The 26,272-nt window shown below is 64.5% G+C and carries 26 protein-coding genes and 1 pseudogene; 14 read left to right on the top strand and 13 right to left on the bottom strand.

Going from position 1 to position 26,272, the window contains the following annotated elements:
* The first annotated feature begins 271 nt into the window (after positions 1 to 271).
* The 4 genes from IVA88_RS18275 to IVA88_RS18290 all read left to right on the top strand — a co-directional run bounded on the left by IVA88_RS18275 (position 272) and on the right by IVA88_RS18290 (position 4,092).
* Entirely contained in the window at positions 272 to 1,195 is a 924-nt protein-coding gene (locus tag IVA88_RS18275) for a division plane positioning ATPase MipZ (RefSeq protein ID WP_247498624.1), read from the top strand.
* Positions 1,196 to 1,537: 342 nt separating this feature from the next.
* Entirely contained in the window at positions 1,538 to 2,398 is an 861-nt protein-coding gene (locus tag IVA88_RS18280; RefSeq protein WP_247498625.1) for an alpha/beta fold hydrolase, read from the top strand.
* A gap of 150 nt (positions 2,399 to 2,548) precedes the next feature.
* Positions 2,549 to 3,298: a VWA domain-containing protein gene (locus IVA88_RS18285; protein WP_247498626.1), complete on the top strand. Its 750-nt coding sequence runs from the start codon at positions 2,549 to 2,551 to the stop codon at positions 3,296 to 3,298.
* A 68-nt stretch (positions 3,299 to 3,366) separates the two neighbouring features.
* Complete coding sequence (locus tag IVA88_RS18290) at positions 3,367 to 4,092, top strand: DnaJ domain-containing protein (protein ID WP_247498627.1); 726 nt, start codon at positions 3,367 to 3,369, stop codon at positions 4,090 to 4,092.
* Between the two features lie 240 nt (positions 4,093 to 4,332).
* Here the strand turns inward: IVA88_RS18290 and IVA88_RS18295 are convergent, their stop codons facing one another.
* Positions 4,333 to 6,183 (bottom strand): D-alanyl-D-alanine carboxypeptidase, encoded by a 1,851-nt coding sequence (locus IVA88_RS18295; protein ID WP_247498629.1) that lies wholly within the window; start codon positions 6,181 to 6,183, stop codon positions 4,333 to 4,335.
* Between the two features lie 384 nt (positions 6,184 to 6,567).
* Here IVA88_RS18295 and IVA88_RS18300 point away from each other — a divergent pair, with 384 nt between their 5' ends.
* Entirely contained in the window at positions 6,568 to 6,906 is a 339-nt protein-coding gene (locus IVA88_RS18300) for a phasin family protein (RefSeq protein ID WP_247498630.1), read from the top strand.
* Positions 6,907 to 7,178: 272 nt separating this feature from the next.
* Here the strand turns inward: IVA88_RS18300 and IVA88_RS18305 are convergent.
* Positions 7,179 to 7,383, bottom strand: a pseudogene (locus IVA88_RS18305) (pilus assembly protein TadG-related protein); the annotation flags it as partial.
* A gap of 486 nt (positions 7,384 to 7,869) precedes the next feature.
* Here IVA88_RS18305 and clpS point away from each other — a divergent pair.
* Entirely contained in the window at positions 7,870 to 8,202 is a 333-nt protein-coding gene (gene clpS, locus IVA88_RS18310) for an ATP-dependent Clp protease adapter ClpS (protein WP_018455182.1), read from the top strand.
* A 289-nt stretch (positions 8,203 to 8,491) separates the two neighbouring features.
* The gene (gene clpA, locus IVA88_RS18315; protein ID WP_247498631.1) at positions 8,492 to 10,897 is read left to right on the top strand and encodes an ATP-dependent Clp protease ATP-binding subunit ClpA; all 2,406 of its coding nucleotides are present in this window, start codon (positions 8,492 to 8,494) and stop codon (positions 10,895 to 10,897) included.
* Between the two features lie 105 nt (positions 10,898 to 11,002).
* Here clpA and IVA88_RS18320 read toward each other — a convergent pair whose 3' ends face one another.
* The 5 genes from IVA88_RS18320 to IVA88_RS18340 form a co-directional block, all read right to left on the bottom strand.
* The gene (locus IVA88_RS18320) at positions 11,003 to 11,350 is read right to left on the bottom strand and encodes a hypothetical protein (protein WP_247498632.1); all 348 of its coding nucleotides are present in this window, start codon (positions 11,348 to 11,350) and stop codon (positions 11,003 to 11,005) included.
* 214 nt (positions 11,351 to 11,564) lie between these two features.
* Complete coding sequence (locus tag IVA88_RS18325) at positions 11,565 to 12,986, bottom strand: MFS transporter (protein ID WP_247498633.1); 1,422 nt, start codon at positions 12,984 to 12,986, stop codon at positions 11,565 to 11,567.
* A gap of 173 nt (positions 12,987 to 13,159) precedes the next feature.
* Entirely contained in the window at positions 13,160 to 14,185 is a 1,026-nt protein-coding gene (locus IVA88_RS18330) for an aldo/keto reductase (RefSeq protein ID WP_247498634.1), read from the bottom strand.
* A gap of 116 nt (positions 14,186 to 14,301) precedes the next feature.
* Positions 14,302 to 14,538, bottom strand: a complete 237-nt coding sequence (locus tag IVA88_RS18335; RefSeq protein ID WP_247498635.1) for a hypothetical protein — start codon at positions 14,536 to 14,538, stop codon at positions 14,302 to 14,304.
* A 98-nt stretch (positions 14,539 to 14,636) separates the two neighbouring features.
* Positions 14,637 to 15,593, bottom strand: a complete 957-nt coding sequence (locus tag IVA88_RS18340; protein WP_247498636.1) for a helix-turn-helix domain-containing protein — start codon at positions 15,591 to 15,593, stop codon at positions 14,637 to 14,639.
* Positions 15,594 to 15,791: 198 nt separating this feature from the next.
* On the opposite strand from IVA88_RS18340, the gene IVA88_RS18345 reads away from it, so the two are divergent.
* Both IVA88_RS18345 and IVA88_RS18350 read left to right on the top strand, forming a co-directional pair.
* On the top strand, positions 15,792 to 16,808 hold the full coding sequence (locus IVA88_RS18345) for a carbon-nitrogen hydrolase family protein (protein WP_247498637.1): 1,017 nt from the start codon (positions 15,792 to 15,794) through the stop codon (positions 16,806 to 16,808).
* Positions 16,809 to 16,835: 27 nt separating this feature from the next.
* Complete coding sequence (locus IVA88_RS18350) at positions 16,836 to 17,876, top strand: phenylacetaldoxime dehydratase family protein (RefSeq protein WP_247498638.1); 1,041 nt, start codon at positions 16,836 to 16,838, stop codon at positions 17,874 to 17,876.
* Positions 17,877 to 17,880: 4 nt separating this feature from the next.
* On the opposite strand, the gene IVA88_RS18355 is transcribed toward IVA88_RS18350, so the two are convergent.
* Positions 17,881 to 18,519, bottom strand: a complete 639-nt coding sequence (locus IVA88_RS18355) for an HAD family hydrolase (RefSeq protein ID WP_247498639.1) — start codon at positions 18,517 to 18,519, stop codon at positions 17,881 to 17,883.
* A gap of 210 nt (positions 18,520 to 18,729) precedes the next feature.
* The gene (locus IVA88_RS18360; RefSeq protein WP_247498640.1) at positions 18,730 to 19,431 is read right to left on the bottom strand and encodes a hypothetical protein; all 702 of its coding nucleotides are present in this window, start codon (positions 19,429 to 19,431) and stop codon (positions 18,730 to 18,732) included.
* A gap of 15 nt (positions 19,432 to 19,446) precedes the next feature.
* Here IVA88_RS18360 and IVA88_RS18365 point away from each other — a divergent pair, with 15 nt between their 5' ends.
* From IVA88_RS18365 to tsaA, 4 genes are all read left to right on the top strand, one after another.
* On the top strand, positions 19,447 to 20,403 hold the full coding sequence (locus tag IVA88_RS18365; RefSeq protein ID WP_247498641.1) for a transglycosylase SLT domain-containing protein: 957 nt from the start codon (positions 19,447 to 19,449) through the stop codon (positions 20,401 to 20,403).
* Between the two features lie 118 nt (positions 20,404 to 20,521).
* Complete coding sequence (locus tag IVA88_RS18370; protein WP_247500343.1) at positions 20,522 to 21,262, top strand: AzlC family ABC transporter permease; 741 nt, start codon at positions 20,522 to 20,524, stop codon at positions 21,260 to 21,262.
* On the top strand, positions 21,259 to 21,609 hold the full coding sequence (locus tag IVA88_RS18375; RefSeq protein ID WP_247498642.1) for an AzlD domain-containing protein: 351 nt from the start codon (positions 21,259 to 21,261) through the stop codon (positions 21,607 to 21,609). Before IVA88_RS18370 ends, IVA88_RS18375 begins: the two co-directional genes overlap by 4 nt.
* Positions 21,610 to 21,640: 31 nt before the next feature.
* On the top strand, positions 21,641 to 22,132 hold the full coding sequence (tsaA, locus tag IVA88_RS18380; RefSeq protein ID WP_247498643.1) for a tRNA (N6-threonylcarbamoyladenosine(37)-N6)-methyltransferase TrmO: 492 nt from the start codon (positions 21,641 to 21,643) through the stop codon (positions 22,130 to 22,132).
* Between the two features lie 26 nt (positions 22,133 to 22,158).
* On the opposite strand, the gene IVA88_RS18385 is transcribed toward tsaA, so the two are convergent.
* The 4 genes from IVA88_RS18385 to IVA88_RS18400 form a co-directional block, all read right to left on the bottom strand.
* On the bottom strand, positions 22,159 to 22,587 hold the full coding sequence (locus IVA88_RS18385; RefSeq protein WP_247498644.1) for an HIT family protein: 429 nt from the start codon (positions 22,585 to 22,587) through the stop codon (positions 22,159 to 22,161).
* Positions 22,588 to 22,652: 65 nt separating this feature from the next.
* Entirely contained in the window at positions 22,653 to 23,894 is a 1,242-nt protein-coding gene (locus IVA88_RS18390) for a GNAT family N-acetyltransferase (protein WP_247500344.1), read from the bottom strand.
* A 54-nt stretch (positions 23,895 to 23,948) separates the two neighbouring features.
* Positions 23,949 to 24,695 carry a glycerophosphodiester phosphodiesterase gene (locus tag IVA88_RS18395; protein ID WP_247498645.1) on the bottom strand — a complete coding sequence of 249 codons (747 nt, stop codon included), beginning with the start codon at positions 24,693 to 24,695 and terminating at the stop codon, positions 23,949 to 23,951.
* A 5-nt stretch (positions 24,696 to 24,700) separates the two neighbouring features.
* A complete protein-coding gene (locus tag IVA88_RS18400) occupies positions 24,701 to 25,168 on the bottom strand; it encodes a RidA family protein (protein WP_247498646.1) in 468 nt (155 codons plus the stop codon).
* Between the two features lie 230 nt (positions 25,169 to 25,398).
* Here IVA88_RS18400 and IVA88_RS18405 point away from each other — a divergent pair, with 230 nt between their 5' ends.
* A complete protein-coding gene (locus tag IVA88_RS18405) occupies positions 25,399 to 26,244 on the top strand; it encodes a cell envelope integrity EipB family protein (protein WP_247498647.1) in 846 nt (281 codons plus the stop codon).
* Positions 26,245 to 26,272 lie beyond the last annotated feature (28 nt).

Raw genomic sequence — 26,272 nt, forward strand, 5'->3', positions numbered from 1 at the left:
CGGGTTGGGAATCGGCGGGCGCGTCCCGGCGCCCGGCAGGCTAACCTTAACAAGCGGCGACCGTGGACGCCATGCATCCGGATGCGGCACAGCATCCCGCGCAAAGTCGCGAAGGATATGGCGACGTTGTGGGCTGGATCACAGACGCGAAGCGGCGCAACGATTCATGATGAAGGATGGCACGACGCGATTTGCATGACCTGTCACGCATTTCACTTGACCGCAGACGCGGCCAACTCGAAGATATTCGTCAGGGGTGTTGAGGATCGCGATGCTTGTGCAAGCTAGCCAAGGCCAGTCCGGCTCGGCGCATGTGGTCGTGCTCGGCAACGAGAAGGGCGGCTCCGGCAAGTCGACCACCGCCCTGCACATTGCGGTCGCGCTTCTGAAGGCCGGCCAGCGCGTCGCCACCATCGACCTCGACTGCCGTCAGCAGAGCTTTACTCACTACATCAACAACCGTTCCGCCTGGGCGCGCCGCACCAAGCTTGACCTCGAACTGCCGCTGCATCGCTGCATCAAGCTCGGCGAGACCATGCAGGTCGCCGAGAACGAGAATTCGGAGTTCCTTCAGTTCATGGAGGCGGTCTCCGCGGTCGAGAGCAGTTTTGACTTCATCGTCATCGATACGCCCGGCACCGACAGCTATCTGATGCGGCTTGCGCACTCGATGGCCGACACGCTGGTGACCCCGATCAACGACAGCTTCCTCGATTTCGATGTCCTCGGCACCGTCGATCCCGCCAATTACGCGGTGACGGGCGAGAGCCACTACGCCGAGATGGTGCGGGATACCCGCCGCAAGCGCCGCCAGCTCGACGGCGCAACCACCGACTGGATCGTCGTGCGCAACCGCCTCTCGATGCTCGGCTCGCGCAACAAGCAACTCGTTGCCGAGGGGCTGAAGGATTTGTCGCTGCGGCTCGGCTTCCGCTACGTCGATGGCTTCGCCGAACGCGTCGTCTATCGCGAGTTCTTCCCGCGCGGCCTCACCGCGCTGGACGAGATCGACGAGGCCACGCTCGGCATGCGGCCCAATCTCGGCCATCTCACTGCGCGGGAGGAGGTGACGAGCCTGCTCCGCCAGCTCAAGCTCCCGCTCGACGAGCGCGGACGCCGCCGCGCGGCCAACCGCGCCGAGTGGTTCAATCAGGTCGACAAGCCGCTCGAGGTCCACGACATCCTCGGCGCTTGAGGCGGCGGTATACCGCTATTTCCAGTTGACCAAAGCGGCCGGTCCCGTGGGAACCGAGCCTGCGCTCGGCCGTTTTCACCCCGCGTTTACTGCAAAATTGAACCCGATCGAGACAGGTTGCGTCGGATGGTGACGTGCACCCCGACGTAGCCGTATGAGAGCGGATGCCCAAGAAACGTGTGCGCCGCACAATGAAAGGGCTGCCAGTTCACAATATTTAGCCTTCCTGTCACGCGGCTGTGACATATATTAGGGAATAGGCGACCAGGGGCCGAAGAGCCCCGGAAGAACACGATTTTCAACAGGGATTCAGGCCGCAAGAGCCTGAGGCTGAGGACGAAAATGAAGCGTGGAATTGCCGTTCTGGTTTCGGTTAGTGCCCTCTGCGGTGTCGCCTATGTCACGGCGAGCAAGTGGGCAATCAAGCACGAGACCATCACCTTCTACGACGCCTCGCGCGATAACCGTGCGGTGCCCGTCGACATCGCGATCCGTCGTGACAAGGAAATGCAGGCCAATGCCGGCATGATCACGATGCCGGTCGCGGTGATCAACCATGGCAACACCGTCAAGAACACCGAGTACGGCTTCCTCGCCAACATTTTCGCTGCGCGCGGCTATCTCGTCGTCAGCCCGCAGCATGATTTGCCGACTGATCCTCCCATGGTGACCAAGCCCGGCGAGATCTATGTCGGCCGGCTGCCGCAGATCCTGCGCGGCGTCGCCAACATCCATCTCGCCATGCAGGAGATGAAGAAGGTTCAGCCCAACGCCGACTACGACCGGGTGACGATGGTCGGCCACTCCATGGGCGGCGACATCACGATGTATTTCGCCAAGCAGTATCCGGATGAGGTCAAGAAGGTCGTCACGCTCGACAATCTTCGCGTGCCCTTCGTCACCGCCGGGAAGTTCAAGATCCTGTCGTTCCGCTCCACTGACCCGCAGTTCAAGGCCGATGCAGGCGTGATCCCGACCGACGAGGAATGCGAGAAGGCCGGCATCCAGGTCGTGAGGACCGAATTCCAGCACAACGACATGCGCGACACTGGTCCGGACGCGGCTAAGAATTCGATCCAGGGCATGCTCGACAAATTTCTGAGCTCGACCGACAGCGAAGTCGGGCCGGTCGACACGCAATCGTCCCCGCCCAAGATTCTCGAGCCCGGCCCGGTCGCTTTGATGGCGCCTGCCAAGAGCTGATGTTTTCCAGGAGCTGACCTCTCCCAGGATCTGACGTCTCCTCCTCGGTCCGATTTTCAAAGCCCCTGCCGGCCTCAGCCTGCGGGGGCTTTGCGCATTGACCGGGCTGCATGCGCTGACCACATTAGCTGCTCAAGCAAGGGTCAAGTGATGTCGGGCGAACCCATCAAACCGCGCGGCCGCGATGCCGTCTCGTCGCAACCAGGCGGCGCGGTGCCGCAGGCGGGGACGTCGACGTCGGAGGACATCGCCGCCTTCGTCGCAAACGCGCGCGCGCTGTCACCGCATGCTCCCGGGGCGAAAGGCCGGCTGATCTTCGCGCTGGATGCGACGATGAGCCGGCAGCCGACCTGGGACATGGCCTGCGCGCTTCAGGCCGACATGTTCCGCGAGACCGCCGCGCTTGGCAGTCTCGACATCCGGCTCGTCTACTATCGCGGCTTCAACGAGTGCCGCGCCACCGGATGGATCTCCGATAGCGCCAGGCTTGCGGCGCTGATGAGCAAGATAGATTGCCGCGGCGGCGACACCCAGATCGGCAAGGTGCTGAGCGAGGCGCGGCGCGAGGCGGTCGCATCCGGCGTGCGCGCCGTTGTCTTCGTCGGCGACGCGATGGAGGAGAACGTCGACGATCTCTGCGCCAAGGCCGGCGAGCTCGGCATGCTCAAGGTGCCCGTGTTCGTATTTCAGGAAGGCCACGACGCAGTGGCCGAGCAGGCCTTTCGCGAGATCGCGCGCCTGACCAGCGGCGCGTGGTGCCGGTTCGACCCGGGCGCGGCGGCGCAGTTGCGCGAGCTGTTGCGTGCAGCCGCCGCCTACGCCGCCGGCGGACGGGAGGCGCTGTTACAATTGGCGAAGACCGCCAGTGGCGCGGCCAGGCTGATCGGCCAGATGAAGTAGCCTTGGCGCGGTCTGCGGGGGGACAAGGACACGATGCTTTTCGACGATAGGCCGACTATATTCCGGCCATGACCCTGATCGCCGGCGCTATCGCCGTTATCACCCTTTATCTGCTGCTCCAGATGTTCCGTTCCGCCAACCCGGCCGTGCTGGCACGCGCGATCAGGTTCGGTGGGGGCGTGGTGGCGCTGGCGGTTGCAGCGTTCACGGGCTTGAAGGGCGAACTGGTGGTTGCGATCCCGCTCGGGATATTCGGCGCCGGGCTCTTGGGCTGGACACCGCTGGCAAACGCCGGCTTCGGCAATGTCGGCGGGCTGTTCGGCGGGGGCGCGACGCGCCCGGCCGGTCAGGCCTCGCGCGTGCGCTCGCCATTCCTGGATATGCGACTCGATCACGATTCCGGCCAGCTCGGCGGCCGGATCGTCGCCGGGCCTCACGCCGGGCGTGATCTCAATGAGTTCGATCTCGCAGCCCTGCTGGCAATGGTCCCGGCCTTCGACGCCGAGAGCGTCGCCTTACTTGAAAGCTATCTGGACCGCCGGTTTCCCGCTTGGCGTCAGAACGCGCAGGGCGACGCGGCAGGGGGGCAGCGCCGCACGGTGGCGAGCGGCAAAATGACGGCGGAGGAGGCCTATCAGATCCTTGGCCTGCAGCCTGGGGCGGGGCGCGACGACATTAGCCGGGCTCACAAGTCCCTGATGAAGAAACTGCATCCCGACCAGGGGGGCTCGACGTATCTCGCTGCCCGTGTAAACGAGGCCAAGGATACTCTGCTTCGTACGCATAACGGCTAACTCCGGCACCACGCTACAAACGCCCGTCCCGTGTGAGCCCCGCTTGCTCTGTTTGCCGTCGCCTCGATGCCCGCCATTGTCGGCGTGGTCGATCCCTTGTGTAAAGTTTTAACCGTAAATCCTTGACGAGAGGTTGTCGTGGAACAGCCCCGGCATCGAACAGCCTTGACCATCCCCACATCCCGAAAATCAAAATGCCCGCGCAAAGCGCGGGCATTTTGATTGGAGCGGGGCGAAAGATCAGTTGCGGACGGTCATACAGGAGATATCGGCACGCTTCAGGGTGCGACAGACGGCTTCGGCCTGGTCGCGGTCGAGCCCGGCGAAGCGGGCGCGGTAGAGCTTGCGATTGTCTTTCGCGACGACCGGCTCGGTGAACGGGTCGGCCTTGCTGAGCAGGCCGCGGGCCGAGCTGCGCGCGGCGTCGATGCGCTGCTGGGCTTCGTTCTCGCTCTCGAGCGCGCCGACCTGGACGATCCAGCCGCTATGGGTGACGACAGGCCTGGTGGTGGCGCTCATCTGGATCGGCTGCGGCGCCGGGTCGGCTGAAGCGAGCTTCGCAGCAGCCGGGGTGGGCGCGGCAGCCGTTGCGGCCGGCAATACGCCGAGGATGCCGTTGCCGGTGCCGAAGCCCGCCGGCTGCCGCGGCAGTTCGGTACGGGCGAGTTCGGCCCTCGGCGCTTCCGGTTGGCTGGCGACGTCGGGCTTGTTGATGAGGTCTGCCCGGGCGACGACGGCGCCGGAGGTTTCCGCGACGTCGGAGCGGGGCGCAATCGTGCTCGTGACCTGCGGTGCGACCTGAGCCGGGGCGGCGGAGGCGACCTTCACGGTGCCGGCCTTGACCTGGACGGTCTTGACCCGGACCGGCTTCATCGGCTCGGACGAGCCGGGGACCATGGAGAGCGGCTGGCTCGAGATCACGCCATTGGTAAGCGGCGCAGGCTCGATCTTGGATTCAGTTGGCCGAACTTCAGGCTTGTTGGCTTCGGATCTGGGCTGAGCGGGCGGCACCGCGGCAGTCGCAGCCGCTAGCGTCGACAGGCGCGCGGCGAGACGCGACGGGGCTGCTTCGGGAGCAGGGGCAGCCGCAGCCTGGACCTGCGGAGCGGAGCGGGCCGGGGTATCCGACGCATCGGCGACCTCGGCAGCGGCGTCGGAGCCGTTGCGCTCGGTAACCGCGGCGACGGTGTGGGTGGTCGCGCCCTTATCGAGGTTCTCCGCGAGCAGGTTGCGCATGATGGCGTCGCGCGAGCCGCCGCTGCGGCCGCCCAACACCACGCCGATCAGGTGGCGGTTGCCGCGGCGCATCGAGGTCACGAGATTGAAGCCGGAGGCGCGGGTGTAGCCGGTCTTGATGCCGTCCACGCCCTCGACATTACCGAGCAGATGATTGTGGTTCCGGATCGACTGTCCGCGCCAGTTGAACGTCGAGGTCGCGAAATATCGATAGTAGCGCGGGAAGCGCTCCTGGATGGCGCGGCCGAGCGTGGCCTGGTCGCGCGCCGTCGTGACCTGCTCGTCGTTGGGAAGGCCGTTGGCGTTGCGGTAGACCGTCCTGGACATCCCGAGCGAACGCGCCTTGCGCGTCATCATCTGGGCGAAGTCGTCCTCGTCGCCGCCAATCGCTTCCGCGATCACAACGGCTGCGTCGTTGGCGGAGCGGGTGACGAGACCCTTGATCGCGTCCTCGACGCGAATGGTCTGGCCGGCGCGCAGGTTCAGCTTGGTCGGATCCTGATCGGCGGCGTGCTGCGACACCGGCATCTCGGTGTCGAGCTTCATCTTGCCGGACTCGAGGCGCTCGAACAGCAGATAGAGCGTCATGATCTTGGTCAGCGACGCCGGATGGCGGATCCCGTCGGGACTCGTTGCCTGAAGCACGGAGCCGGAATTGCCGTCGACGATGATCGACGCGAATTTCGGACTGGAACTCTCGGACACATCGCGCTGTACGCGGTGGTGCGCGTAATGACGCCGGTGGCGCCGCGCCTCGGCAGCATCGGTAGTGAAGATGACTGCAGTGGTGACTGTAAGAAGCCCAAAAACGCTAACCCGCGCCAAGCGCGAGGAAGACAAGTTTTTACGAAGCATGAAACCCCGTCCCCGTTTCTGACTTGATCACCGGCCCGTGAGGCGAAATTGTGCCCAAGGGACCCGGGATCATTACCTGCTCAGGCTGTCCCTCCGCTGGTGTTCGCCGCGGGGGACGTTGGGCCTGGGCCGCTATTCTGGCTAAGGTGATGTTCTCATTACGCTTTTGGCCGTTCGCGGAAGATGAACGCGTCCAGAGAATCAAGGTAGGGCTCCGCGGTTTCCAAAAGCTTAAGGAAACCTTGCGGGAACCCCGGGAATCGTCGCGATTTGCATTCAAATTTGTGCGTCGCACAAGATTCTTGACTTTTTTGTGCGTTGCACTAATTGTGGGCAAGGTCAGGGAGCCGGGGCTTCCGACGAGCTAGGGAAAAGGATTCCAAGATGTTCAAGGTCGAAGACTTCCAGAACTACGGGAAAGAGCATTTCGAGCAGTACGTCGCCTCCGCGACCACGGTGCAGCACGGCCTCCAGGCAATCGCCAGCGCCTATGGCGACTACACCAAGAAGTCGTTCGAAGACACCAAGTCCTTCGTCGAGAAGCTTTCCGGCGTGAAGTCGCTGGACAAGGCCGTCGAAGCGCAGACCGATTTCGCCCGTTCCGCCTACGAGACCTTCGTCGCGGAATCGCAGAAGATCGCCGGCCTCTACAGTGACCTTGCCAAGCAGGCATTCAAGCCGGTCGAGACCATTGTGTCGAAGTTCACTCCGGCCGCCAATTAACGTTTCCTGACGTCCTGGAATCAAAAGCCCGGCTGAAGCAGCCGGGCTTTTTTGTTGGTCGGGGCGTGTCGGTCTCAGCGCGCCACGCGCAGCTTCGACGGCGACCTACCGATATCCTTGAACACCGAGACACCGAGACGGTCTGATCTGCCGACGTCACCAGATAGAACTTGTATTGCAGCACGCTGGAAGTCGGATCACTGCCGGTGTTCACCTGCACCGTATAGATCGTGATGTTCGCCGCCTTGGCGTTGTCGCACAGCTTCCAGATACTTGGAGAGCATCAGCGCAGTGGAATCGAGGGCCGCCTGCATCGCGGAACGGGCCTGGGCCGCGCGGCTGTAATCGACCGCAGCTCCGACGAAGCAGAACCGGAAGCAGCGCGATGGCGAAGATCACGGCGATATTGCTTTGTTCGGCCGCTGCAAAGCGGGCGAGCTGTCCACCAATACGGCTGACGAGGGGCAGGCGAGACATGACGAACCCCGGAATCTGTGACTTTGCCCGTTTTCGCGCCACGCCATCGAACGCCGGGTAAATTGGTCCGTAGAAGACCGGAGATATCCCGCGCGAAACCGTCGCAGCCGCGTTCCCGGCCGGTTCCTGGTCAGCCTGTTCTAAACGGATAGGGCGGAAGTTTTTGTCAAATCAGTCCGGATTGATTAACCTTGGTGGGGATCGCCCCGGACCTCGAATCGGGACCGCCGTGGCCGCATCGGCCGAGCCGTCGCATGCTTGCGGCGAGCCGGAGGCAGGCCCATATTCGGTGAAGCCGATCTGGCTTGGACCGGACCGGATGGAAGCGGCGATCCAACAAGGCGGTCCGCCTGTGCAAAGCTCCGGAGGCCGGGGCTGCGCGGTGAACCGTCACACGCTTCCGTGGGGAATTTGAACGCCTGAGCCATGCCGCAATTGTCTTCCAGCCCAGATCTGTCCGCGGCCGCCGCCGCCCGCGCTCCCCAAATGAGCAACGACGAGAACCGTTCCGGCGGCCCCTCCGCGCCTAACACGTCCGTCATCACCAAGGTCAAGCCGAAGACCAAGCGGCCGAACCTGTACCGTGTGCTGATCCTGAACGACGATTACACGCCGATGGAGTTCGTCGTTCATGTGCTGGAGAAGTTCTTCCAGAAGGACGCCGAGGCCGCAACCAAGATCATGCTGCACGTCCATCATCACGGGATCGGGGAGTGTGGCGTGTTCACCTACGAGATCGCCGAGACCAAGGTGACGCAGGTGATGGATTTCGCTCGCAAGCACCAGCATCCGCTGCAATGCGTGATGGAAAAGAAGTAAGACACGTTACTGCGCGTTCGAAGCAGGTTCTTGTCCATGTCGCAGTGTGATTGCCACGTGATGTCTGCGCGCGATGTTCATGCAGACGGCAAAATTACGGAATTCCGGACCGGCGCCGATCGCGCCTGAATCGGAACGGGTTTTGCATCGAAAAATACCGCAGCTGTGCAGCCGCCTGTGTCGCGGAACCGGTCTTTCGCCGCGATTTTGTATAACTATATGTGACAAAGGTTGTTGTTGCCTGACCGGGCGATGACGATCATGATGGTGGGGGCCATAGAGGACGCGAATGCCGACTTTTTCCCAAAGCCTTGAACAATCCCTGCATCGTGCACTGGCGATCGCAAACGAGCGTCATCACCAATACGCGACGCTCGAGCATCTTTTGCTCTCCCTGATCGACGACTCCGATGCAGCCGCCGTCATGCGCGCCTGTAGCGTCGACCTCGACAAGCTCCGTACGAGCCTCGTCAATTATCTTGAGACCGAATTCGAGAACCTGGTGACGGACGGCGCCGACGACGCCAAGCCGACGGCAGGCTTCCAGCGCGTGATCCAGCGCGCGGTGATCCACGTGCAGTCGTCCGGTCGCGAAGAGGTGACCGGCGCCAACGTGCTGATCGCGATCTTTGCCGAGCGCGAGAGTCATGCCGCGTATTTCCTGCAGGAGCAGGACATGACGCGCTACGACGCCGTCAACTATATCAGCCACGGCATTGCCAAGCGGCCGGGCGTCTCCGAGGCGCGGCCGGTGCGCGGTGTCGACGAGGAGACCGAGACCAAGGGCAGCGAGGACGCCAAGAAGAAGGGCGAGGCGCTAGAGACCTATTGCGTCAACCTCAACAAGAAGGCGCGCGACGGCAAGATCGATCCGGTGATCGGACGCAATTCCGAGATCAACCGCGCGATCCAGGTGCTGTGCCGCCGGCAGAAGAATAATCCGCTGTTCGTGGGCGAGGCCGGCGTCGGCAAGACCGCGATCGCGGAGGGCCTTGCCAAGCGCATCGTCGACAGCGAGGTGCCGGAGGTGCTGGCGGCTGCGACCGTGTTCTCGCTCGACATGGGCACGCTGCTCGCCGGCACCCGCTATCGCGGCGACTTCGAGGAACGCCTGAAGCAGGTGCTCAAGGAGCTCGAGGCGCATCCCAACGCCATCCTGTTCATCGACGAAATCCACACCGTGATCGGTGCGGGCGCGACGTCGGGCGGGGCGATGGATGCCTCGAACCTGCTCAAGCCCGCGCTCGCTTCCGGCACCATCCGCTGCATGGGCTCGACCACCTACAAGGAATACCGCCAGCACTTCGAGAAGGACCGTGCGCTGGTGCGGCGCTTCCAGAAGATCGACGTCAACGAGCCGACGGTCGAGGACGCGATCGCGATCCTCAAGGGCCTCAAGCCGTACTTCGAAGACTACCACAGGCTGAAATACACCAATGAGGCGATCGAGGCTGCGGTGCAGCTCTCTTCGCGCTACATCCACGACCGCAAGCTCCCGGACAAGGCGATCGACGTGATCGACGAATCCGGCGCGGCGCAGATGCTGGTCGCCGAGAACAAGCGCAAGAAGACCATCGGCATCAAGGAGATCGAGACCACGATCGCCTCGATGGCGCGGATCCCGCCGAAGAGCGTGTCGAAGGACGATGCCGAGGTGCTCAAGCATCTCGAGCAGACCCTGAAGCGCACCGTGTTCGGCCAGGACAAGGCGATCGAGTCGCTCGCCGCTTCGATCAAGCTGGCGCGTGCCGGCCTGCGCGAGCCGGAGAAGCCGATCGGCTGCTATTTGTTCTCGGGCCCCACCGGCGTCGGCAAGACCGAGGTCGCAAAACAGCTCGCGGCGTCGCTCGGCGTCGAGCTGTTGCGCTTCGACATGTCCGAATATATGGAGCGGCACACCGTGTCGCGCCTGATCGGTGCGCCTCCCGGCTATGTCGGTTTCGACCAGGGTGGCCTGCTCACCGACGGCGTCGATCAGCATCCGCATTGCGTGGTGCTGCTCGACGAGATCGAGAAGGCGCATCCCGACCTCTACAACGTGCTGCTCCAGATCATGGATCACGGCCGGCTCACCGACCACAACGGCAAGCAGGTCAACTTCCGCAACGTGATCTTGATCATGACCACGAATGCAGGTGCTTCGGATCTCGCCAAGCAGGCATTCGGCTTCACGCGCTCGAAGCGGGAAGGCGACGACCACGAGGCGATCAACCGGCAGTTCGCGCCGGAATTCCGCAACCGTCTCGATGCCGTCGTCTCGTTCGGCCATCTCAGCGTCGAGGTGATCGGTACGGTGGTCGAGAAGTTCGTGCTGCAGCTCGAAGCACAACTCGGCGATCGCGACGTCACGATCGAGCTGTCCGAGCCCGCCAAGACCTGGCTGGTGAAACACGGTTACGACGAGCAGATGGGCGCACGTCCCATGGCTCGCGTGATCCAGGAGCACATCAAGAAGCCGCTGGCCGACGAGGTGCTGTTCGGCAAGCTCAAGGGTGGCGGCCATGTCCGCGTCGTTCTGGTCAAGGACGAGGCCGACGAGACCAAGGACAAGATCGGCTTCGAATTCGTCGAGGGCCCGGTCACGCCGAAGCAGGAGAAGCTCCCGGGGGCCCGCAAGCGTCCGCCGGGCAAGTCCAAGCCGGGCGGCCCCGGCGGCTCCAAGGGTCCGACCAAGAGCCCGCTGGTCAAGGCTTGATCCGCACGCGATGAATTGAAAAGGCCGGCTGAAGAGCCGGCCTTTTTATTTGGAGAACCACTTTGGTTGAGGCAGGGGGCGCTGACGCTCCCGTGAGAGCGAAGCTTACTTTTGCTCTACTGGCACCGCCGCAGCAGTAGGAGGAGGCGCGGCCCTCAGTTTCGCCTTGGGTTTCTTCGAAGGCTCTGCAACCACCTTTTGCGCCTCTCCGGTGTCTTCTCCGCAGCGGCGTTGCTCAGCGAGCGCTGCCAAATACTGTTGGCGAGCCTGAAGTGCTTGTATTTCGGTGTCAGCTGTACCTTGGAAATCCATGCCGAACCAAAGCACGGGAATAACCAAGCCCGCGACTCCCGCCGCGACGTTTTGAGCGACCTTCAAGCCCTTGTCGGAAGCGAGTTGCTGAACCTTGGTATTGTTGGTCTGGACCTCGATCGCGATGGCCGCGCAGTCCATGTACCGGTCCTGAGATTGCACCACCGAAACCGGGGCTGGAGCACGACCCGCGCATCCGCTTGCAGCCGTAGCCACGACGCAAAGCGCCACAACTTTAAAATAACTCACAAAATATCCCCCAGCTTGGTTGCAATGAAGCGCAGCTAAAGCGCGAGCGCAATACTTGCATGCCATCGTAAGACTACGGATGGCTCCGGCCGGAGATGGGGCGCAGCTATTCGCCGCGCAGGCGCTGGTCGTCTTGCACGCGGACATGCTCGGCGCCGCGCGCGCCCCCGGGCGACAGCCGCAACATGCTCAGCGCCGCGCCGCAGAGCGCGAAGCCGACGCCGGTCAGCAACGCGATCCTGGTTCCCTCGATCGGATAGCGGCCGAGGAACAGCGCGACCAGCGCCGCGCCCGTAGTCTGGCCGAGCAGCCGGGCCGTGCCCAGCATGCCGCTGGCGCCGCCGGCGCGCTCACGTGGGGCGGCCGCGATCATGGTGCGGTTGTTGGGGGTCTGGAACAGGCCGAAGCCGGCACCGGCCAGCGCCATCCGCCAGATCACGTCGAGCGACGTCGGGGCTGCCGGAAGCAATGCCAGCGCAGCGAGGCCGCAGGCGAACAGCGTGAGCCCGATGCCGCCAAGCAGGCCCGCCGGATAGTGCTCGACCAGGCGGCCGGCCAGCGGTGCTGCGAACGCCACCGCGATCGGCCACGGCGTGATCAAGAGGCCCATGTGCACCGCCGAATAGCCGAAGCGGCTCTGGAGGTAGAAGGGGATCGCGACGAAGGCCAGCATCTGCCCGCAGAACGATGCGATCGAGGTTGCAATCGACAGTGCGAACACCGGGATGCGCAACAGGTCGACCGGCAAAAGCGGCGAGGCCATGTAGGTCTCGCGGTAGATTAGCAGCGCGCCGGCGACGAGAGCGATGGCGAACTGCACGAGGCAGGTGATCGCCGCTTCGCCATGGCCGACACTGTCGACGGCCGCAATGCCGACGCCGAAGGTGATTGCCGACAGCCCCGCGCTCTGCCAATCGAAGGAATGGCTCGCAGGTCTGGTATGCGGCAGGCTGCGCCAGCCCAGGACCAGTGTCACCACGCCGAGCGGGACGTTGATGGCAAACAGCCAGGGCCAGCTGCCGAATGCGAGGATGCCGGCGGCAAGCGTCGGGCCGATCGCGGCCGAGAAGGCGACGACGAGTGCGTTGAGCCCGATGCCGCGGCCGAGCTGGTTGCGTGGATAGGTGAAGCGAACCAGCGCCGCGTTGACGCTCATGATGCCGGCCGCGCCAAAGCCCTGGATAATGCGGGCGATCGTCAGCAGCGGCAGGGTATGCGCCAGCGCGCAGAATGCGGAGGCAAGCGTGAACAGCGCCAAGCCGACCAGATAGACTCGGCGATAGCCGACGATCTCGCCGAGTGAAGCCAGCGGCAGCAGCGAGATCGTGATTGCGAGCTGGTACCCATTGACGATCCAGATCGAAAACGCCGGGCTCGCGTCGAGGTCGGCCGCGATCGTCGGCAGCGCGACGTTGGCGATGGCGCTGTCGACCACTGCCATGATGATACCGAGCGCAATGGTCAGGATCGCCTGATTGCGCTGCGGCTGCGGCAGGCCGTCGGCGTGCTCCATGGGGGCTGGCGACATGATGGCGGCGAGCTTGATTCGAGCCGTGGTTCGTCTCCGGATTAGGAAATTGCGAGATGCATCGCAACCCGGCAGGATACGGGCGGTTCCTGCGCAGGGAGCGGGTCTCCCGGCACTGCGGGCATGGGTCAGGACGCCTTCGCCCTCGGCGCTAAAAGCGATTGAGTGGGCTTCTATACCGCAGGCGGATTGCGATCGGTGAAGGTCGTGCGCTGGTGCCAGTAGGGATAGGGCAGCGTCACCTTGCTCGCCGCATCGAGCTTCGCGACCTGCTCCTTGGTCAATGACCAGCCGACCGCGCCGAGATTTTCACGCAGCTGCGTCTCGTTGCGCGCGCCGATGATAAGCGTCGAGACGGTTGGACGCTGCAGTAGCCAGTTCAGCGCGATCTGCGAGACGCTCTTGCCCGTTTCCTTGGCGACCTCGTCGATCGCATCGACGACGCGATAGACGTGCTCGTCCGGCACGGGCGGGCCGAACTCGGCCGTCTTCGGCAGGCGGCTCAATTCGGGCTTTGGCTGGCCGCGGCGGATCTTTCCAGTGAGGCGTCCCCATCCGAGCGGCGACCAGACCACCGCGCCGAGCCCCTGGTCGAGGCCGAGCGGCATCAATTCCCATTCGTAGTCGCGCCCGATCAATGAATAGTAGGTCTGGTTGGCGACGTAGCGCGGAAAGCCGTGCTTGTCGGCAACGCTGAGCGACTTCATCAGGTGCCAGCCCGAAAAATTCGAGACGCCGACGTAGCGGATCTTGCCGGCGCGCACGAGCACATCGAGGGTCGCGAGCACCTCTTCAGGTGGGGTGAAGGCGTCGAAGCCGTGGAGCTGGAACAGGTCGATGTAGTCGGTGCCGAGCCGCCTGAGCGAAGCATCGATGGCTGTGAGCAGATGCTGCCGTGACGATCCGATGTCGTTGGGGCCGTCGCCGAAACGGAACGTCGCCTTGGTGGAGACCAGCACCTTGTCGCGGCGCCCCTTGATGGCCTCGCCGAGAACGCGCTCGGACTCGCCGAGCGAATAGACATTCGCGGTGTCGAACATCGACACGCCGGCGTCGAGGCAGATATCCAGAAGGCGTCGCGCTTCGGTCGCGTCAGTCGTGCCCCACGCAGCGAGGCGGCCAACGCCGCCGAAGGTGCCCGTCCCAAGACTCAAGGCGGGAACCATGAGGCCTGAGCGGCCCAAGCGTCGGTATTCCATCGATATGCTCCTCGGCTGGCCGCCAATTCATCCCTGCGACCTTGATGCCGGATGGTATTGCAAGCGTGCCCCGCGTCCTACCACGCGCGCACATACCGGCCTTGCTTGGGACCGGCCTAGTCGTGCAGACGCATGTCATCGAATGCTGCGTCAGTCACGCGCGGGGCGGCCGTCGTCGCCGGAACCCGAGCCGGGCCCCTCGTTGCAGGAGAGGGAAGGCAGGCGGCCTCGCTCTCGCGTGCCTGCCTCGGCAGGAGCGTCAGGCTCCAGCCCACCGCGACCAGCACCGCGAGCCGGATCGCGATCACGCCCAGCAAGACCTCCGATCCGCTTATGGTGGCGTGAGTCCTCATGTGCGCCAGCCTGATCCTGGCGGCGCTAGCTGACAATCTGGAATTCACGAGCATTGCCTTCGCCTGAAGCGAAGGCTCCGGCCAATGGCTGCCCGACGTCAGTGCCGCAACTGGCTCTGCCGGAAGTCGCGCGGCGACATCCCGAAATGCTCGCGGAAGACGCGGCCGAAATGCGAGACGTCGTTGAAGCCCCAGGCGAAGGCGATCTCGCTGATGTGGCGATGGGCGAGCACAGGGGAAGCGAGGTCGCGCCTGCATTGGGCAAGACGCTCACCGAGGACGTAGCGCTGGAACGATATGTCCTCGTCGGCGAGGAGATCATTGACGTAGCGGGACGAGATGCCGAGCGCCGCTGCGGCCTCGGACAGCGAGAGGTCGGGATCGGCAAGATGACCCCGGATATGCGCCTTCAGCCGGTAGAGCAGGGCGGAGCGATGGGTCGAGGACGGCAGCGGCGTCGTGCCGAGCCGCTCGCTGAGCGCCAATGTCAGGAGATCGACGGCCTGCTCCGACAGTGCGGCGGCGTTGTTCGGCGCGAGCTGGTCCGCGCTCTGGCAGAGTTTGAAGATGAAATCGTAGGCGAGCCGCTCAAGCGGGATGTCGGCGCCGAATGACATCGCGGTCAGCGCCTCGGTGCTGCCGAGCCGGCGTCTCAACATGTCGCGTGGCACCTTGAAAATCGTCTGCGTGAAGGTGTCGTTGAACTTCAGCTCATAAGGGCGCGTGGTGTCATAGAGAGCGAACTGGCCGGGATGGATCACGGTCTCGCGGCCGTCCTGCACGACGCCGCCGGCGCCGCGATTGCCGAGTGCGATCAGGACAAAGTCCTGGTCTGAGCGCGAGATGCGCGAGGGCGTGCGCAACACGTGCTGACGGTTGGAGCAGACCTCGGAGCATTCCGCCTTGCCGAGCGGCGCCCGGGTGACCGAGCCGTGAAAGGCGCTGCCGAGGTCGGACTTGCAGTCGAGCCCGACGAAGACGTCGCAGACGATATCTTGCCAGAGGGCAAGCCGCCGGTAGCCGGGGCTGTCGTCCGTGGTGAACTGGATTGGCATCTGCAGAGCCTCCCTTTCACTTCCCGCAAAATCGCATGTTGGCGCTGATCCAGCCTGACCGGAGGCAAATCCCGTACCGGGTCGGCGATCCCGTCCGGTCGAGTTTTTGTTCCGCCGCGGTCGAGCGCCCGGCCGCCCGGTCTGGCCAAATAGACTGCATCGGACGTGGCTTCCGATCAACCGGCAAGGGAGGCGGCAATGGGCATCGAACATCCGAAATACAAGGTCGCGGTGGTCCAGGCGGCGCCCGCCTGGCTGGATCTCGACGCCTCGATCGACAAGTCGATCGCCCTGATCAGGGACGCCGCCGAGAAGGGCGCCAAGCTGATCGCCTTTCCGGAGGCCTTCATCCCGGGCTACCCCTGGCACATCTGGATGGATTCGCCGGCCTGGGCGATCGGTCGCGGCTTCGTGCAGCGCTATTTCGACAACTCGCTGTCCTATGACAGTCCGCAAGCCGAACGGCTGCGCGATGCCGTGCGCAGGGCCAAGCTCACCGCCGTGGTCGGCCTCTCCGAGCGTGACGGCGGCAGTCTTTATCTGGCGCAATGGCTGATCGGACCGGACGGCGAGACCATCGCAAAGCGCCGCAAGCTGCGGCCGACCCATGCCGAGCGCACGGTCTATGGCGAGGGTGACGGCAGCGATCTCGCCGTGCACGCGCGGCCCGACATCGGCCGCATCGGCGCGCTGTGCTGCTGGGAGCATCTCCAGCCGCTGTCGAAATACGCCATGTACGCCCAGAACGAGCAGGTGCATGTCGCGGCCTGGCCGAGCTTTTCGCTCTACGATCCCTTTGCGCCGGCGCTCGGCGCGGAGGTCAACAACGCCGCCTCGCGCGTCTACGCGGTCGAGGGCTCCTGCTTCGTGCTCGCGCCGTGCGCGACGGTGTCGCAGGCGATGGTCGACGAGCTCTGTGATCGGCCGGACAAGCACGCGCTGCTGCATGCTGGCGGTGGCTTCGCTGCGATCTACGGCCCCGATGGCAGTCAGATCGGCGACAAGTTGGCGCCGGACCAGGAAGGGCTGTTGATCGCCGAGATCGATCTTGGCGCCATCGGTGTTGCCAAGAATGCCGCTGATCCAGCCGGGCACTATTCGCGCCCCGACGTGACGCGGCTCCTGCTCAACAAGAAGCGATACCAGCGTGTCGAGCAGTTTGCGCTGCCGGTCGACACCGTCGAGCCCATGGACATTGCCGCGGCGGCGAGCTGATCGCCGGAATCGAGGGGAGGCACGATCATGGAATCCGCAATTCCTCTGCGTCTGCAGACCCCGCGCACGCGCCACAAGCGCGTGCCGGACGATTACCAGCCGCCATACCCGTCCTTCGTGGCGCGCTATAAGCCTGCCGTAAACCGCGTCGTGATGGCCTATTTCGGCGTTCAATATCGCGGCGCGGCGCCGGCGGCTACGAATGACGCGCTCGCCGAAATCGCGGTGCGGTTTGCCGCGGAAGACGGGCCCTCGCATTGGGACCGCGCGCAATATGTCGACCAGGCCGGCTACGAGAACGTCGTCTCGGTGGCCTATTGGGACGATGTCGCGCGCTTCGACGCCTGGTTCGGACCGGCGCGCGAGGCCTGGACCGGGAAGCAACTCGAGGGCGTCGGCACCTTTATCGAGGTGCTGCGCCCCATTGTGGCGCGGCACGAGACGCTGTTCTCCTCGCTCGGCCGGCCCGAGGGCGTTGCGGTGATTGCGGATGGCATGAGCGGCGAGGTGCAGGAGCACGCCTATTGGGGCGGCATGCGCGACCGCATCCCGCTGTCGCAGACCGATCCGATGTCGCCGTGCGGCAATCCCGAACTGATCCGCGACGGCGCACGGCTGCGCGTGAAGGCGCACGACAATCTCTGCCTGATCCGATCAGGACAGGATTGGAGCGATACCGAGGCGTCGGAGCGCAAGCTCTATCTCGACGACGTCGAGCCGGTGCTGCGCGAGGGCATGGATTTCCTGCGCGATGACGGCCTCGGCATCGGCTGCTACGTCAACCGCTACATGCGCGTGCTCTCCGTTGATGGCAGCGCGAGCGAAAAATCCTATGGTCAAAGCTGGTGGAAGAGCCTGGCTGCGCTGGAGCGGTGGGCGGAATCGCATCCCACCCATGTCAAGATATTCGGCGCCGCGATGAAGTACCTGTCGACGCTCGGCCCGTCAGCAAAACTGCGGCTCTATCACGAGGTCACTGTGGCGGCTGCCGACGAGCAGTTCTTCGAATACCTGAATTGTCACGCCAAGACCGGCATGCTGGCGGCGGTGGAGACCGTCGGCGCTTGATAAACTAGACCACGCAGTGACCGAGCAGATCGGGATGCGCGGCGCAGATGTGATGCGCGCCGGCATCCCGCAGCTCGGCCTCGCTGCCATAGCCATAGAGCACGCCGATCGCCGTCATGCCGTTGGTGCGGGCGCCGACCACGTCATGGCTGCGGTCGCCGATCATGATCGCCCTGGCGGCATCGACCTTGGCTTCGTCGAGCGCGTAGCGCAGCAGGTCGCGCTTGTCGACGCGGGTGCCGTCGAGCTCGGAGCCGAACACGCGCTCGAAATACGGTTTTAGGCCGAAATGCTCGACGATGCGGGTGGCGTAGACCGCGGGCTTGCTGGTCGCCACGAACATGCGCGGTGTTGTCGCGGCAAGCGTTGTCAGCGTGTCCATGATGCCGGCATAGGCCTCGTTTTCGAACAGGCCGACATCACTGAAGCGCTCGCGATAGAGCAGCAGCGCCCGGTCGGCGAGTTCCGCGCTGCCCGTGAGCTTTTCCAGGCTGGCATGCAGCGGCGGGCCGATGCACCAGGTCAGCTCGTCCTCGCTCGGCACCGCGACGTTCAGTCGCTCCAGGGCGTATTGGATCGAGCGCGTGATCCCGGGCTTCGGGTCGGTCAGTGTGCCGTCGAGATCAAAATAGATTGTAACCATCAGGGCGGGACCTGCGTTGATATCGTCGCCCGTTGCTAGTTGGCTGGGCCCTCAAGTCAAGAGTGGATGCGTCATTGTTGCCGGGCCCATTCGATGATCGCTGCGGCATCAGCGCCGGCTCGTGCCTCCCAAGCCGCAATTGCAGGCGTTGCCGCTGTTCGGAGCGTGGCGGCAAGGGACGGCGGCGCCGGCTCCGCGATATGGACACCGTTATTGCGCATTCGCGCCGGCCGCGCGCATGACCTCGGTGGAATTGGCATCATAGGCCCGCAAGTTCAGTTTCGGCAGGTCGTCGGCACCGTCGAGCGGCCGTTCCGACCAGAGGCCCGTGGCCGGCCAGATCGTCAGATACAGTAGCTTGAGGCCGTGTGCCGCAAGCGCTTTCTCATAGAGCGGGCGGGCCCGCAGATTGCTGGCGCGGGCGATTTCGACCGATTGCACGAGAAAGGGCAGGGTGGACAATCCGAGCACAGGGTCGAGGCTCGAGAGCGCGCCCGCGAAGGCATCACCGCCCGCGATCCGGCCGTCCAGCGCCGCGCGCGGCATCTCGCCCGAGTTGATCTTGAGCTGGTTGTCGAAGGCGTTCGTCAGGGTCACGAAACCGTGGGTACGGTCGGAGACGCGGCCGGCGAAAGTCGTGAGACCAATCCCGGAGATGTTATTCTCGGGGTATTCCGTGGTCATCCGCCAAATGACTTGAGACGTGACTTGAGACGTCACCTGCGCGGCGGCTGGCGCGACGCTCAGGAACAGCGCCGCTAGGGCAAGGATCTCGCGGATCCGTTTGGCGGGGTAACGCATTGAGGGAAGCAGGTTAGGCAGCATATATTGGCAATCCGTCGAACCATGGCACGATGCCACAAGATGGCAGATCAGACTGTCGCATGCCGCGCCGGTGCGCGCCACCGCCATGCCTGCACGCGATGGATGCAGATTGCGTTGTGCATCATCACCGCGCAACTTGCCTCGGCGACACAGGTCGCGGCGTGGGACAGTTCGCCCGCGAAGACCAATGTCGCCGTCCCCAGCGTCGAAGAGCTCGCGACGCCGCCGGCGAAGCCCGATACGCGCGAGAGCGACACGCGGGAATCGATCTGCCTGATCGTCGAGGCGGCGGCGCGCGATGCCAATTTGCCGCTCGAGTTCTTCGCGCGCGTGATCTGGCAGGAGAGCCGCTTCCAGGCCGATGCCGTCGGTCCCATGACGCGCAGCGGCGAACACGCGCAGGGCATCGCGCAATTCATGCCGGGCACCGCAAGCGAGCGCGGGCTGCTCAATCCCTTCAATCCGGTGCAGGCGCTGCCGAAGTCGGCGGAGTTTCTGAACGAGCTGCGCAACCAGTTCGGCAATCTCGGCCTGGCTGCCGCTGCCTATAATGCCGGGCCGCGCCGGGTGCAGGAATGGCTCGCCGGCACCGGCGGTATGCCGGAGCAGGCCCGCAACTACGTTTTCGCCATCACTGGGACGAGCGTCGATGCCTGGGCCAAGGCAGGCGCGACCGGCAAGGGGCCGCCGAGCGCGCCGCCGACCAGTTGCCGCGATCTGATGGCGCTTTTGAAGCGCGCGCCGAATGCCTTCGTCGCCGAGCTCGAGCAGCATGTGGAGCTCGCGGCCGCAAAGACCTGGGGCGTGCAGCTCGCCGCCGGCTTCGACCGCAACAGGGCGCTGGCGATGTATTCCCGCGCGGTCACACGGCTCAGCACGGTGATTGGCGACCGCGATCCGAGCCTGCTGTCGTCCGTGATGCGCAGCCGCGGCACGCGAGCGTTCTATCAAGTGCGCATCGGTGCGGATACGCGGAGCGAGGCGGATGAACTCTGCGGTCGCATCCGCAAGGCTGGCGGGGCGTGCTTCGTGCTGAAGAATCGTGGTGTGAGCGGGTAGGGGACGCACCCCGGAATGAGAGCCACGCGTGCATGCCAGCCCCGCCGCGCGCTTTCTTGACGCCAGCCACCGTATCGCCCGTTATGCAGCCACGATTCCTCACCCGGCCAAGACTCCCGTGGCGCTTCCTCCGCTCGATTCACCTCAATGGCAAAGTCCCTGGCGCGCCTTTGCGTGGGGGCTGCGCTCGATCACGCAGACGATCCTCACCGTCGTGCTGTTCGTGACCTATCTCGGCATCGGCGCGCTCGCCCACGATACCCATTTCAGCCTGCTCTGGGCGCTCTGCTCAACGCTGTTCGTCTGGGCAGGTCCGGCGCAGATCATCCTGATCACCACGCTCGGCTCGGGTGCGACCGTTATCCAGTCCGCCATCGCGGTCACCGTCAGTGCGATCCGCCTGTTTCCGATGGTGGTCTCGGTGCTGCCCTTGATGCGCACGCCGACGACGAAGCGGCGCGAGCTGGTCTTTGCCGCCCACCTCACCGCCGTGACGCTGTGGGTCGAATGCCACCGCTTCCTGCCGCAGGTGCCGCGCGAGCGGCGCATCGCCTTCGTCCACGGGCTCGGCTGCGGCCTGGTCTCGGTGTGCCTCACGGCCAATGCGGTCGGCTATTTCCTTGCCGCCAATCTGACGCAGACGCTTGGCGCGGCGATCCTTTTGCTGACGCCGCTGTCCTTCCTGTTCTCGACCGCGCGCAACAGCCGCGAGGTCGCCGATGTCGTCGCACTCGCGCTGGGCATATTGCTGTATCCGCTGGCCGCGAAGATGAACTCCGGCCTCGACATCCTGGTCAGCGGCCTCGTGGCGGGCACGATCGCCTATGGCGTGCATTGGTGGCGGGAGGTGCGCGCATGAGCTTCGCGCAGCTCATTGGCGACTGGCATGCGCTGGCGGTGCTGTTCGTCGCCGGCGTCGTTCCAAACCAGATATGGCGCATGCTGGGCCTCTGGTTCGGCGGCGGCATCGACGAGGGCTCCGAGCTGCTGGTCTGGGTACGGGCGGTCGCCACCGCGATCCTGGCCGGCGTCATCGCCCAGATCGTGGTCGAGCCGCCCGGGGCGCTAGCGAGCGTGCCGGATGCCTTGCGCTATGGTGCGGTCAGCGCCGGGCTGATCGTTTTCCTGCTGACCCGCCGCTCGATCTTCGCGGGCGTGGTCGCGGGCGAAGTCTTCATGCTGGTCGGCAAGTGGTGGTTGGGCTAAAACCGTCGGCGAACAGCAGGGAATAGGAAATATGGTTCGCGAAAACCAGCTCCGCGAGGGTGAAGTCTCGATCGAGCTGCCATCGACGCAGGATGCCGGCCTTGTCTTCATCGGCCGCATCCGCACGCCCTGGACCTCGCGGCTGGAGACCCCGCGACAGGGCCGGACAGACGGCCCGATATGCCGCCTCGAGATTTTCGAGCCGTTCGTGCCAGCGATCAAGGGCGTCGATTTCTACAGCAACCTCGAAGTGCTCTACTGGCTCGACAAGTCGCGCCGCGACATCATCCTGCAAAGCCCGAAGAACAACGAGAAGACCCGCGGCACGTTTTCGCTGCGCTCGCCGGTGCGCCCCAATCCGATCGGCACGTCGATCGTGAAGCTCGTCGGTATCGAGGGCAACGCGATTCTGGTGCGCGGGCTCGATTGCCTCGATAACACGCCGCTGATCGACATCAAGCCGGATCGTTGCGAGTTCACCCCGCTGGCCGCGCCGCAGCCGGGGGATTTCGAGACGGAGTGAAGTCTCTCCTCCGTCATTGCGAGCAGCTATCCCGCCTTCAGCGCCGCGATCAGCTTGGTCGCATTCTCTTCCAGCACCTTGACGTCTTCCTTGCGGCTGGCGGGCGGCAGCATCGCCACGCCGTCGTGGCGCGGCATCACGTGCATGTGCAGGTGAAACACCACCTGTCCGCCGGCCGCCTCGTTGAACTGCTGCACAGTGATGCCGTCCGCCTTGAACGCCGTCATCGCTGCGGCGGCGATCTTGTGCGCGCCGCGGGCGACGTGGGCGTAGTCGTCCGGCTTGATGTCGAGGATGTTGCGGGCAGGGGCTTTTGGGATCACCAGCGTGTGGCCTGATACGCGCGGCATGATGTCGAGGAAGGCGAGCACGTGCTCATCCTCGTAAACCTTGTGGCAGGGGAATTCGCCGCGCAGGATCTTTGCGAAGATGTTGTTGGGGTCGTAGGCGGTCATGGCGGCGGCTCCCAAGAATTTTTGAGCTTAGTTTTGCGCTTACTGGCACCAGCCGCAGCGAACCGTCAAGGCGCCTCGTCGGCGCCTTTGCGGAACGGGCCGAGCTCGGCCAGCTCCCGTCCCGCTTCCGCGACATAGGCGCGTTCGCGCTTGAGGTAATCGTCGATGGCGCGGCGCAAACCCGGATCGGCGATGAAGTGAGCGGAGTAGGTGGTTCGCGGCAGGTAACCGCGAGCGATCTTGTGCTCGCCCTGTGCGCCGGCCTCCACATTCGCCAGGCCGCGTTCGATTGCGAAGTCGATGGCCTGATAATAGCAGACCTCGAAATGCAGGAAGGGATGATGTTCGACCGCACCCCAGTTACGGCCGAACAGCGTGTCCGAGCCGATGAAGTTGATCGCGCCCGCGATCCAGCGATCGTTGCGACGGGCCATGACCAGCAGCACGTCCTGGCTCATGGTCTCGCCGATCAGCGAGAAGAATTCCCGCGTCAGATAAGGCCGGCCCCATTTGCGCGAGCCGGTCTCCATGTAGAATTGAAAGAAGGCGTCCCAGGCATCCTCGGTGATGTCCTTGCCCGTGAGCCGGTGGATGGTGACCCCGGCGGCCAGCGCATCGCGCCGCTCGCGCTTGATCGACTTGCGGTGCCGGGAGTTCAGCGTCGCCAGGAAATCGTCGAAATTCGCAAACCCCTCGTTGTGCCAGTGGAACTGCTGGTCGGTGCGCTGGAGGAAGCCGTGCTCGGCGAGCAGCTTCCATTCCGCCTCGCGCGCGAACGTGACGTGCACGGACGAGGCCTTGCTGACGCCGCACAGCGCCACCAGTCCACTCGCCAGCGCCTCCGTGACGCGCTCGCGGTCGACGCCGTCGCGAACCAGCAGCCGCGGTCCGGTCGCCGGCGTGAAGGGAACCGAGACCTGCAGCTTCGGATAGTAGCGCCCGCCGGCACGCTCATAGGCATCGGCCCAGCCGCGGTCGAAGACGTATTCGCCTTGCGAGTGCGATTTCAGATAGCAGGGCACGACCCCGACGACGCGGCCACCGAGCTTGGCCACGAGATGCCGCGGCCCCCAGCCGGTGCGGATCGTCGCCGAACCCGATTTCTCAACGGCGGATAAAAACGCGTAGGAGACGAAGGGGTTATAGGCAGGCTTTGAGAGGCCGAGGGAATCGCCTGGAAGCCCGGATGAGGTTCCCTTGCCATGCCCGTTACAAGGCTTGCCGGGATTGGCGCAGGCGTCCCAGTCGTCCGGCGATATTTCGCCAATGGAAGGTACGGCCTCAAGGGTGATTTCGGATGGTGCCATCATGCCCAAGATCGTGCATTGCAGCAGCGACTTCAAGAGCGGGGAACACCAAGCCTACGGCACGAAGCCCTCGAAGATCATCTGATCCGCATGTTGCCCGACCCGCGCCCGCTGCTCGGTCGTGCGCACGGTCCAGCCGAGCAGGGCGCAGCCGAAGACGTTGCGCGCGATACAGGGGCCGGGGGCCGGCAGGTCATCGACCCTAAAGGCGACGAAATGCGGCTGGGTCTGGAAGCCGTGGCGCAGGTACAGCATGCTGTCGCGCTGCTCCTGGGTCAGGTGAGCCCAATATTCGTCCTCATAGCTCCGCTGCGCGACAATCCCGCGCGGGCGGGCGGGCGACAGCTCGCGCAGCGCCAGCACCTGGTCGGGATCGAACGACATGCCGACGGCGGGGCCGTCATAGGATGCCAGCACCTCGGCCATCCGCTTCACCAGCTTGCGGTCGCCGTCAAAATGGCTCTTGACCTCGATCACCAGCGGCACGCGGCCGGCGACCAGGGCGCAGAGGTCGCTGAGCGACATCATCCGCTCGGCCGTGTCCTTGAACGTGACGGCCTTCAGCTCGGCGGCGGTTCTCTCGACCAGCTGGCCGGTGGCTTCGGTGAGACGGCCCAGCGCATGGTCGTGATGCACCATGGCTTCGCCGTCGGCGGAGAGCTGGATGTCGACCTCGATCGAGAAATTGCCCGCGATCGCAGCCTGGACCGCGCCCGGCATGTTCTCGACGATGCCGCGCGAAATGTCGTGCAGGCCGCGATGGGCGACCGGGCGGGCTGTCAGCCAATCAGGAGCGCGCATTCGCCTCAGGCGACCTCGAACACGCCGTCGACCTCGACCGCCGCATCCGCGGGCAGCGAGGCGACGCCGACGGTGGTGCGGGCATGGCGGCCTTTGTCACCGAAGGCGGCGACCATCAGGTCGGAGGCGCCGTTGAGGACCTTGGGCCCGTCCAGGAAGTCCGGCGCCGAATTGATGAAGCCGCCGAGGCGCACCACGCGCACGACCTTGTCGAGGTCGCCGAGCGCCGCCTTGACCTGGGCCAGCAGGTTGACGGCGCAGCCGCGGGCGGCCGCCGCGCCTTCTTCGATGGTGACGCCGGCGCCGAGCTTGCCCTTGGCGATCAGCTTGCCGGCGGGATCGAAGCAGACCTGACCGGAAACGAACAGCAAATTACCGGTGCGCACGAACGGCACGTAATTGGCCACGGGGGTAGGGGCCTCGTGCAGCTTGATGCCCTGTTCCGCCAGCTTCTGCTCGACCGTGCCCGCCATATCCGACCTCGTTGTCCAAAATCCATCCGCCCGGCCGCATCCTTTGCAGGCCGGGCGCCCTGTTTCGCCCATCGTGCCGTCACATGCAAGCAACCCCGGGGGCTGCATTTTGTTGAGACGGGGCAGGAGGTTCAGCGCCAGGGCTGCAACTTTACGTGAAACGGCCTCAGTTGCGACGCAATGGAACGGTCATTAAAATGTCGAATCTGCGCTTTCCTCAGGGACCAGACATGCTGCACCTTTTCCGGACTTCGCTCGGTGTGACGGCGCTCGCGGCGGCCGCTCTCGGCCCGGGAGGCGGGGCGCTGGCCGCCAACGGTCCGTTCCTCGCGCATCAGGCGCTCTATGATTTGAGCCTGGTGAAATCGCGCTCCAATTCGATCAACAGCGCGCGCGGCCGCATCCTCTACAATTTCACTGGAAGTTCGTGCGAGGGCTACACCTCCGAATTCCGTCAGGTCTCCGAGCTCGACAGCGGCGAGGGCAAGGTCACGCTCAGCGACCTCCGCTCCAATTCTTGGGAGGACGCCGCCGGCAAAAGCTACCGCTTCAAGATTGAGACGCGGATGAACGAGGCGGATGCCGGCCGTGTCGACGGCTCGGCGGAGCGCGACGGCGACCACATCAACGTCAAGCTGAAGCTGCCGGCGCCGAAGAGTTTCACACTCGACGGCAAGATCGTGTTTCCGACCGAGCAGATCCAGCGCATCATTGCCGCCGCAAAGGACGGCAAGTCGCTGCTCGAGCTCTCCGTCTATGACGGCTCCGACGACGGCCAGAAGGTCTACAATACGCTGACCGTGATCGGCCAGCCGATCCCCGCCGAGCGCGCCGGCTCTCCTGATCCGTCGACGTCTGACGAGCATATGAAGTCGCTCAAGCGCTGGCCCGTTACCGTCAGCTATTTCGACCGCGAAGCCCAGCAGAAGGAAGGCGAGCAGACGCCGGTCTACGCCATGGCGTTCGAGCTCTACGAGAACGGCGTGTCGCGCCAGCTCGTGCTTGATTACAACGATTTTGTGATTTCGGGCGCGATGGGCAAGTTCGACGCGAAGGACAGCAAGCCCTGCAATTGAGGGCTGGCCTGCAACACGGTCTCTGGCT

Origin of the sequence: Bradyrhizobium sp. 149 (assembly GCF_023073915.1) — a bacterium.
GTDB lineage: Bacteria > Pseudomonadota > Alphaproteobacteria > Rhizobiales > Xanthobacteraceae > Bradyrhizobium.

Bases quoted from the DNA above. Each gene is read 5' to 3' on its own strand.
- IVA88_RS18275 (WP_247498624.1), top strand. From the start codon at position 272: ATGCTTGTGCAAGCTAGCCAAGGCCAGTCCGGCTCGGCGCATGTGGTC.
- IVA88_RS18280 (WP_247498625.1), top strand. From the start codon at position 1,538: ATGAAGCGTGGAATTGCCGTTCTGGTTTCGGTTAGTGCCCTCTGCGGT.
- IVA88_RS18285 (WP_247498626.1), top strand. From the start codon at position 2,549: ATGTCGGGCGAACCCATCAAACCGCGCGGCCGCGATGCCGTCTCGTCG.
- IVA88_RS18290 (WP_247498627.1), top strand. From the start codon at position 3,367: ATGACCCTGATCGCCGGCGCTATCGCCGTTATCACCCTTTATCTGCTG.
- IVA88_RS18295 (WP_247498629.1), bottom strand. From the start codon at position 6,183: ATGCTTCGTAAAAACTTGTCTTCCTCGCGCTTGGCGCGGGTTAGCGTT.
- IVA88_RS18300 (WP_247498630.1), top strand. From the start codon at position 6,568: ATGTTCAAGGTCGAAGACTTCCAGAACTACGGGAAAGAGCATTTCGAG.
- clpS (WP_018455182.1), top strand. From the start codon at position 7,870: ATGAGCAACGACGAGAACCGTTCCGGCGGCCCCTCCGCGCCTAACACG.
- clpA (WP_247498631.1), top strand. From the start codon at position 8,492: ATGCCGACTTTTTCCCAAAGCCTTGAACAATCCCTGCATCGTGCACTG.
- IVA88_RS18320 (WP_247498632.1), bottom strand. From the start codon at position 11,350: ATGGACTGCGCGGCCATCGCGATCGAGGTCCAGACCAACAATACCAAG.
- IVA88_RS18325 (WP_247498633.1), bottom strand. From the start codon at position 12,986: ATGTCGCCAGCCCCCATGGAGCACGCCGACGGCCTGCCGCAGCCGCAG.
- IVA88_RS18330 (WP_247498634.1), bottom strand. From the start codon at position 14,185: ATGGAATACCGACGCTTGGGCCGCTCAGGCCTCATGGTTCCCGCCTTG.
- IVA88_RS18335 (WP_247498635.1), bottom strand. From the start codon at position 14,538: ATGAGGACTCACGCCACCATAAGCGGATCGGAGGTCTTGCTGGGCGTG.
- IVA88_RS18340 (WP_247498636.1), bottom strand. From the start codon at position 15,593: ATGCCAATCCAGTTCACCACGGACGACAGCCCCGGCTACCGGCGGCTT.
- IVA88_RS18345 (WP_247498637.1), top strand. From the start codon at position 15,792: ATGGGCATCGAACATCCGAAATACAAGGTCGCGGTGGTCCAGGCGGCG.
- IVA88_RS18350 (WP_247498638.1), top strand. From the start codon at position 16,836: ATGGAATCCGCAATTCCTCTGCGTCTGCAGACCCCGCGCACGCGCCAC.
- IVA88_RS18355 (WP_247498639.1), bottom strand. From the start codon at position 18,519: ATGGTTACAATCTATTTTGATCTCGACGGCACACTGACCGACCCGAAG.
- IVA88_RS18360 (WP_247498640.1), bottom strand. From the start codon at position 19,431: ATGGCGGTGGCGCGCACCGGCGCGGCATGCGACAGTCTGATCTGCCAT.
- IVA88_RS18365 (WP_247498641.1), top strand. From the start codon at position 19,447: ATGCAGATTGCGTTGTGCATCATCACCGCGCAACTTGCCTCGGCGACA.
- IVA88_RS18375 (WP_247498642.1), top strand. From the start codon at position 21,259: ATGAGCTTCGCGCAGCTCATTGGCGACTGGCATGCGCTGGCGGTGCTG.
- tsaA (WP_247498643.1), top strand. From the start codon at position 21,641: ATGGTTCGCGAAAACCAGCTCCGCGAGGGTGAAGTCTCGATCGAGCTG.
- IVA88_RS18385 (WP_247498644.1), bottom strand. From the start codon at position 22,587: ATGACCGCCTACGACCCCAACAACATCTTCGCAAAGATCCTGCGCGGC.
- IVA88_RS18390 (WP_247500344.1), bottom strand. From the start codon at position 23,894: ATGGCACCATCCGAAATCACCCTTGAGGCCGTACCTTCCATTGGCGAA.
- IVA88_RS18395 (WP_247498645.1), bottom strand. From the start codon at position 24,695: ATGCGCGCTCCTGATTGGCTGACAGCCCGCCCGGTCGCCCATCGCGGC.
- IVA88_RS18400 (WP_247498646.1), bottom strand. From the start codon at position 25,168: ATGGCGGGCACGGTCGAGCAGAAGCTGGCGGAACAGGGCATCAAGCTG.
- IVA88_RS18405 (WP_247498647.1), top strand. From the start codon at position 25,399: ATGCTGCACCTTTTCCGGACTTCGCTCGGTGTGACGGCGCTCGCGGCG.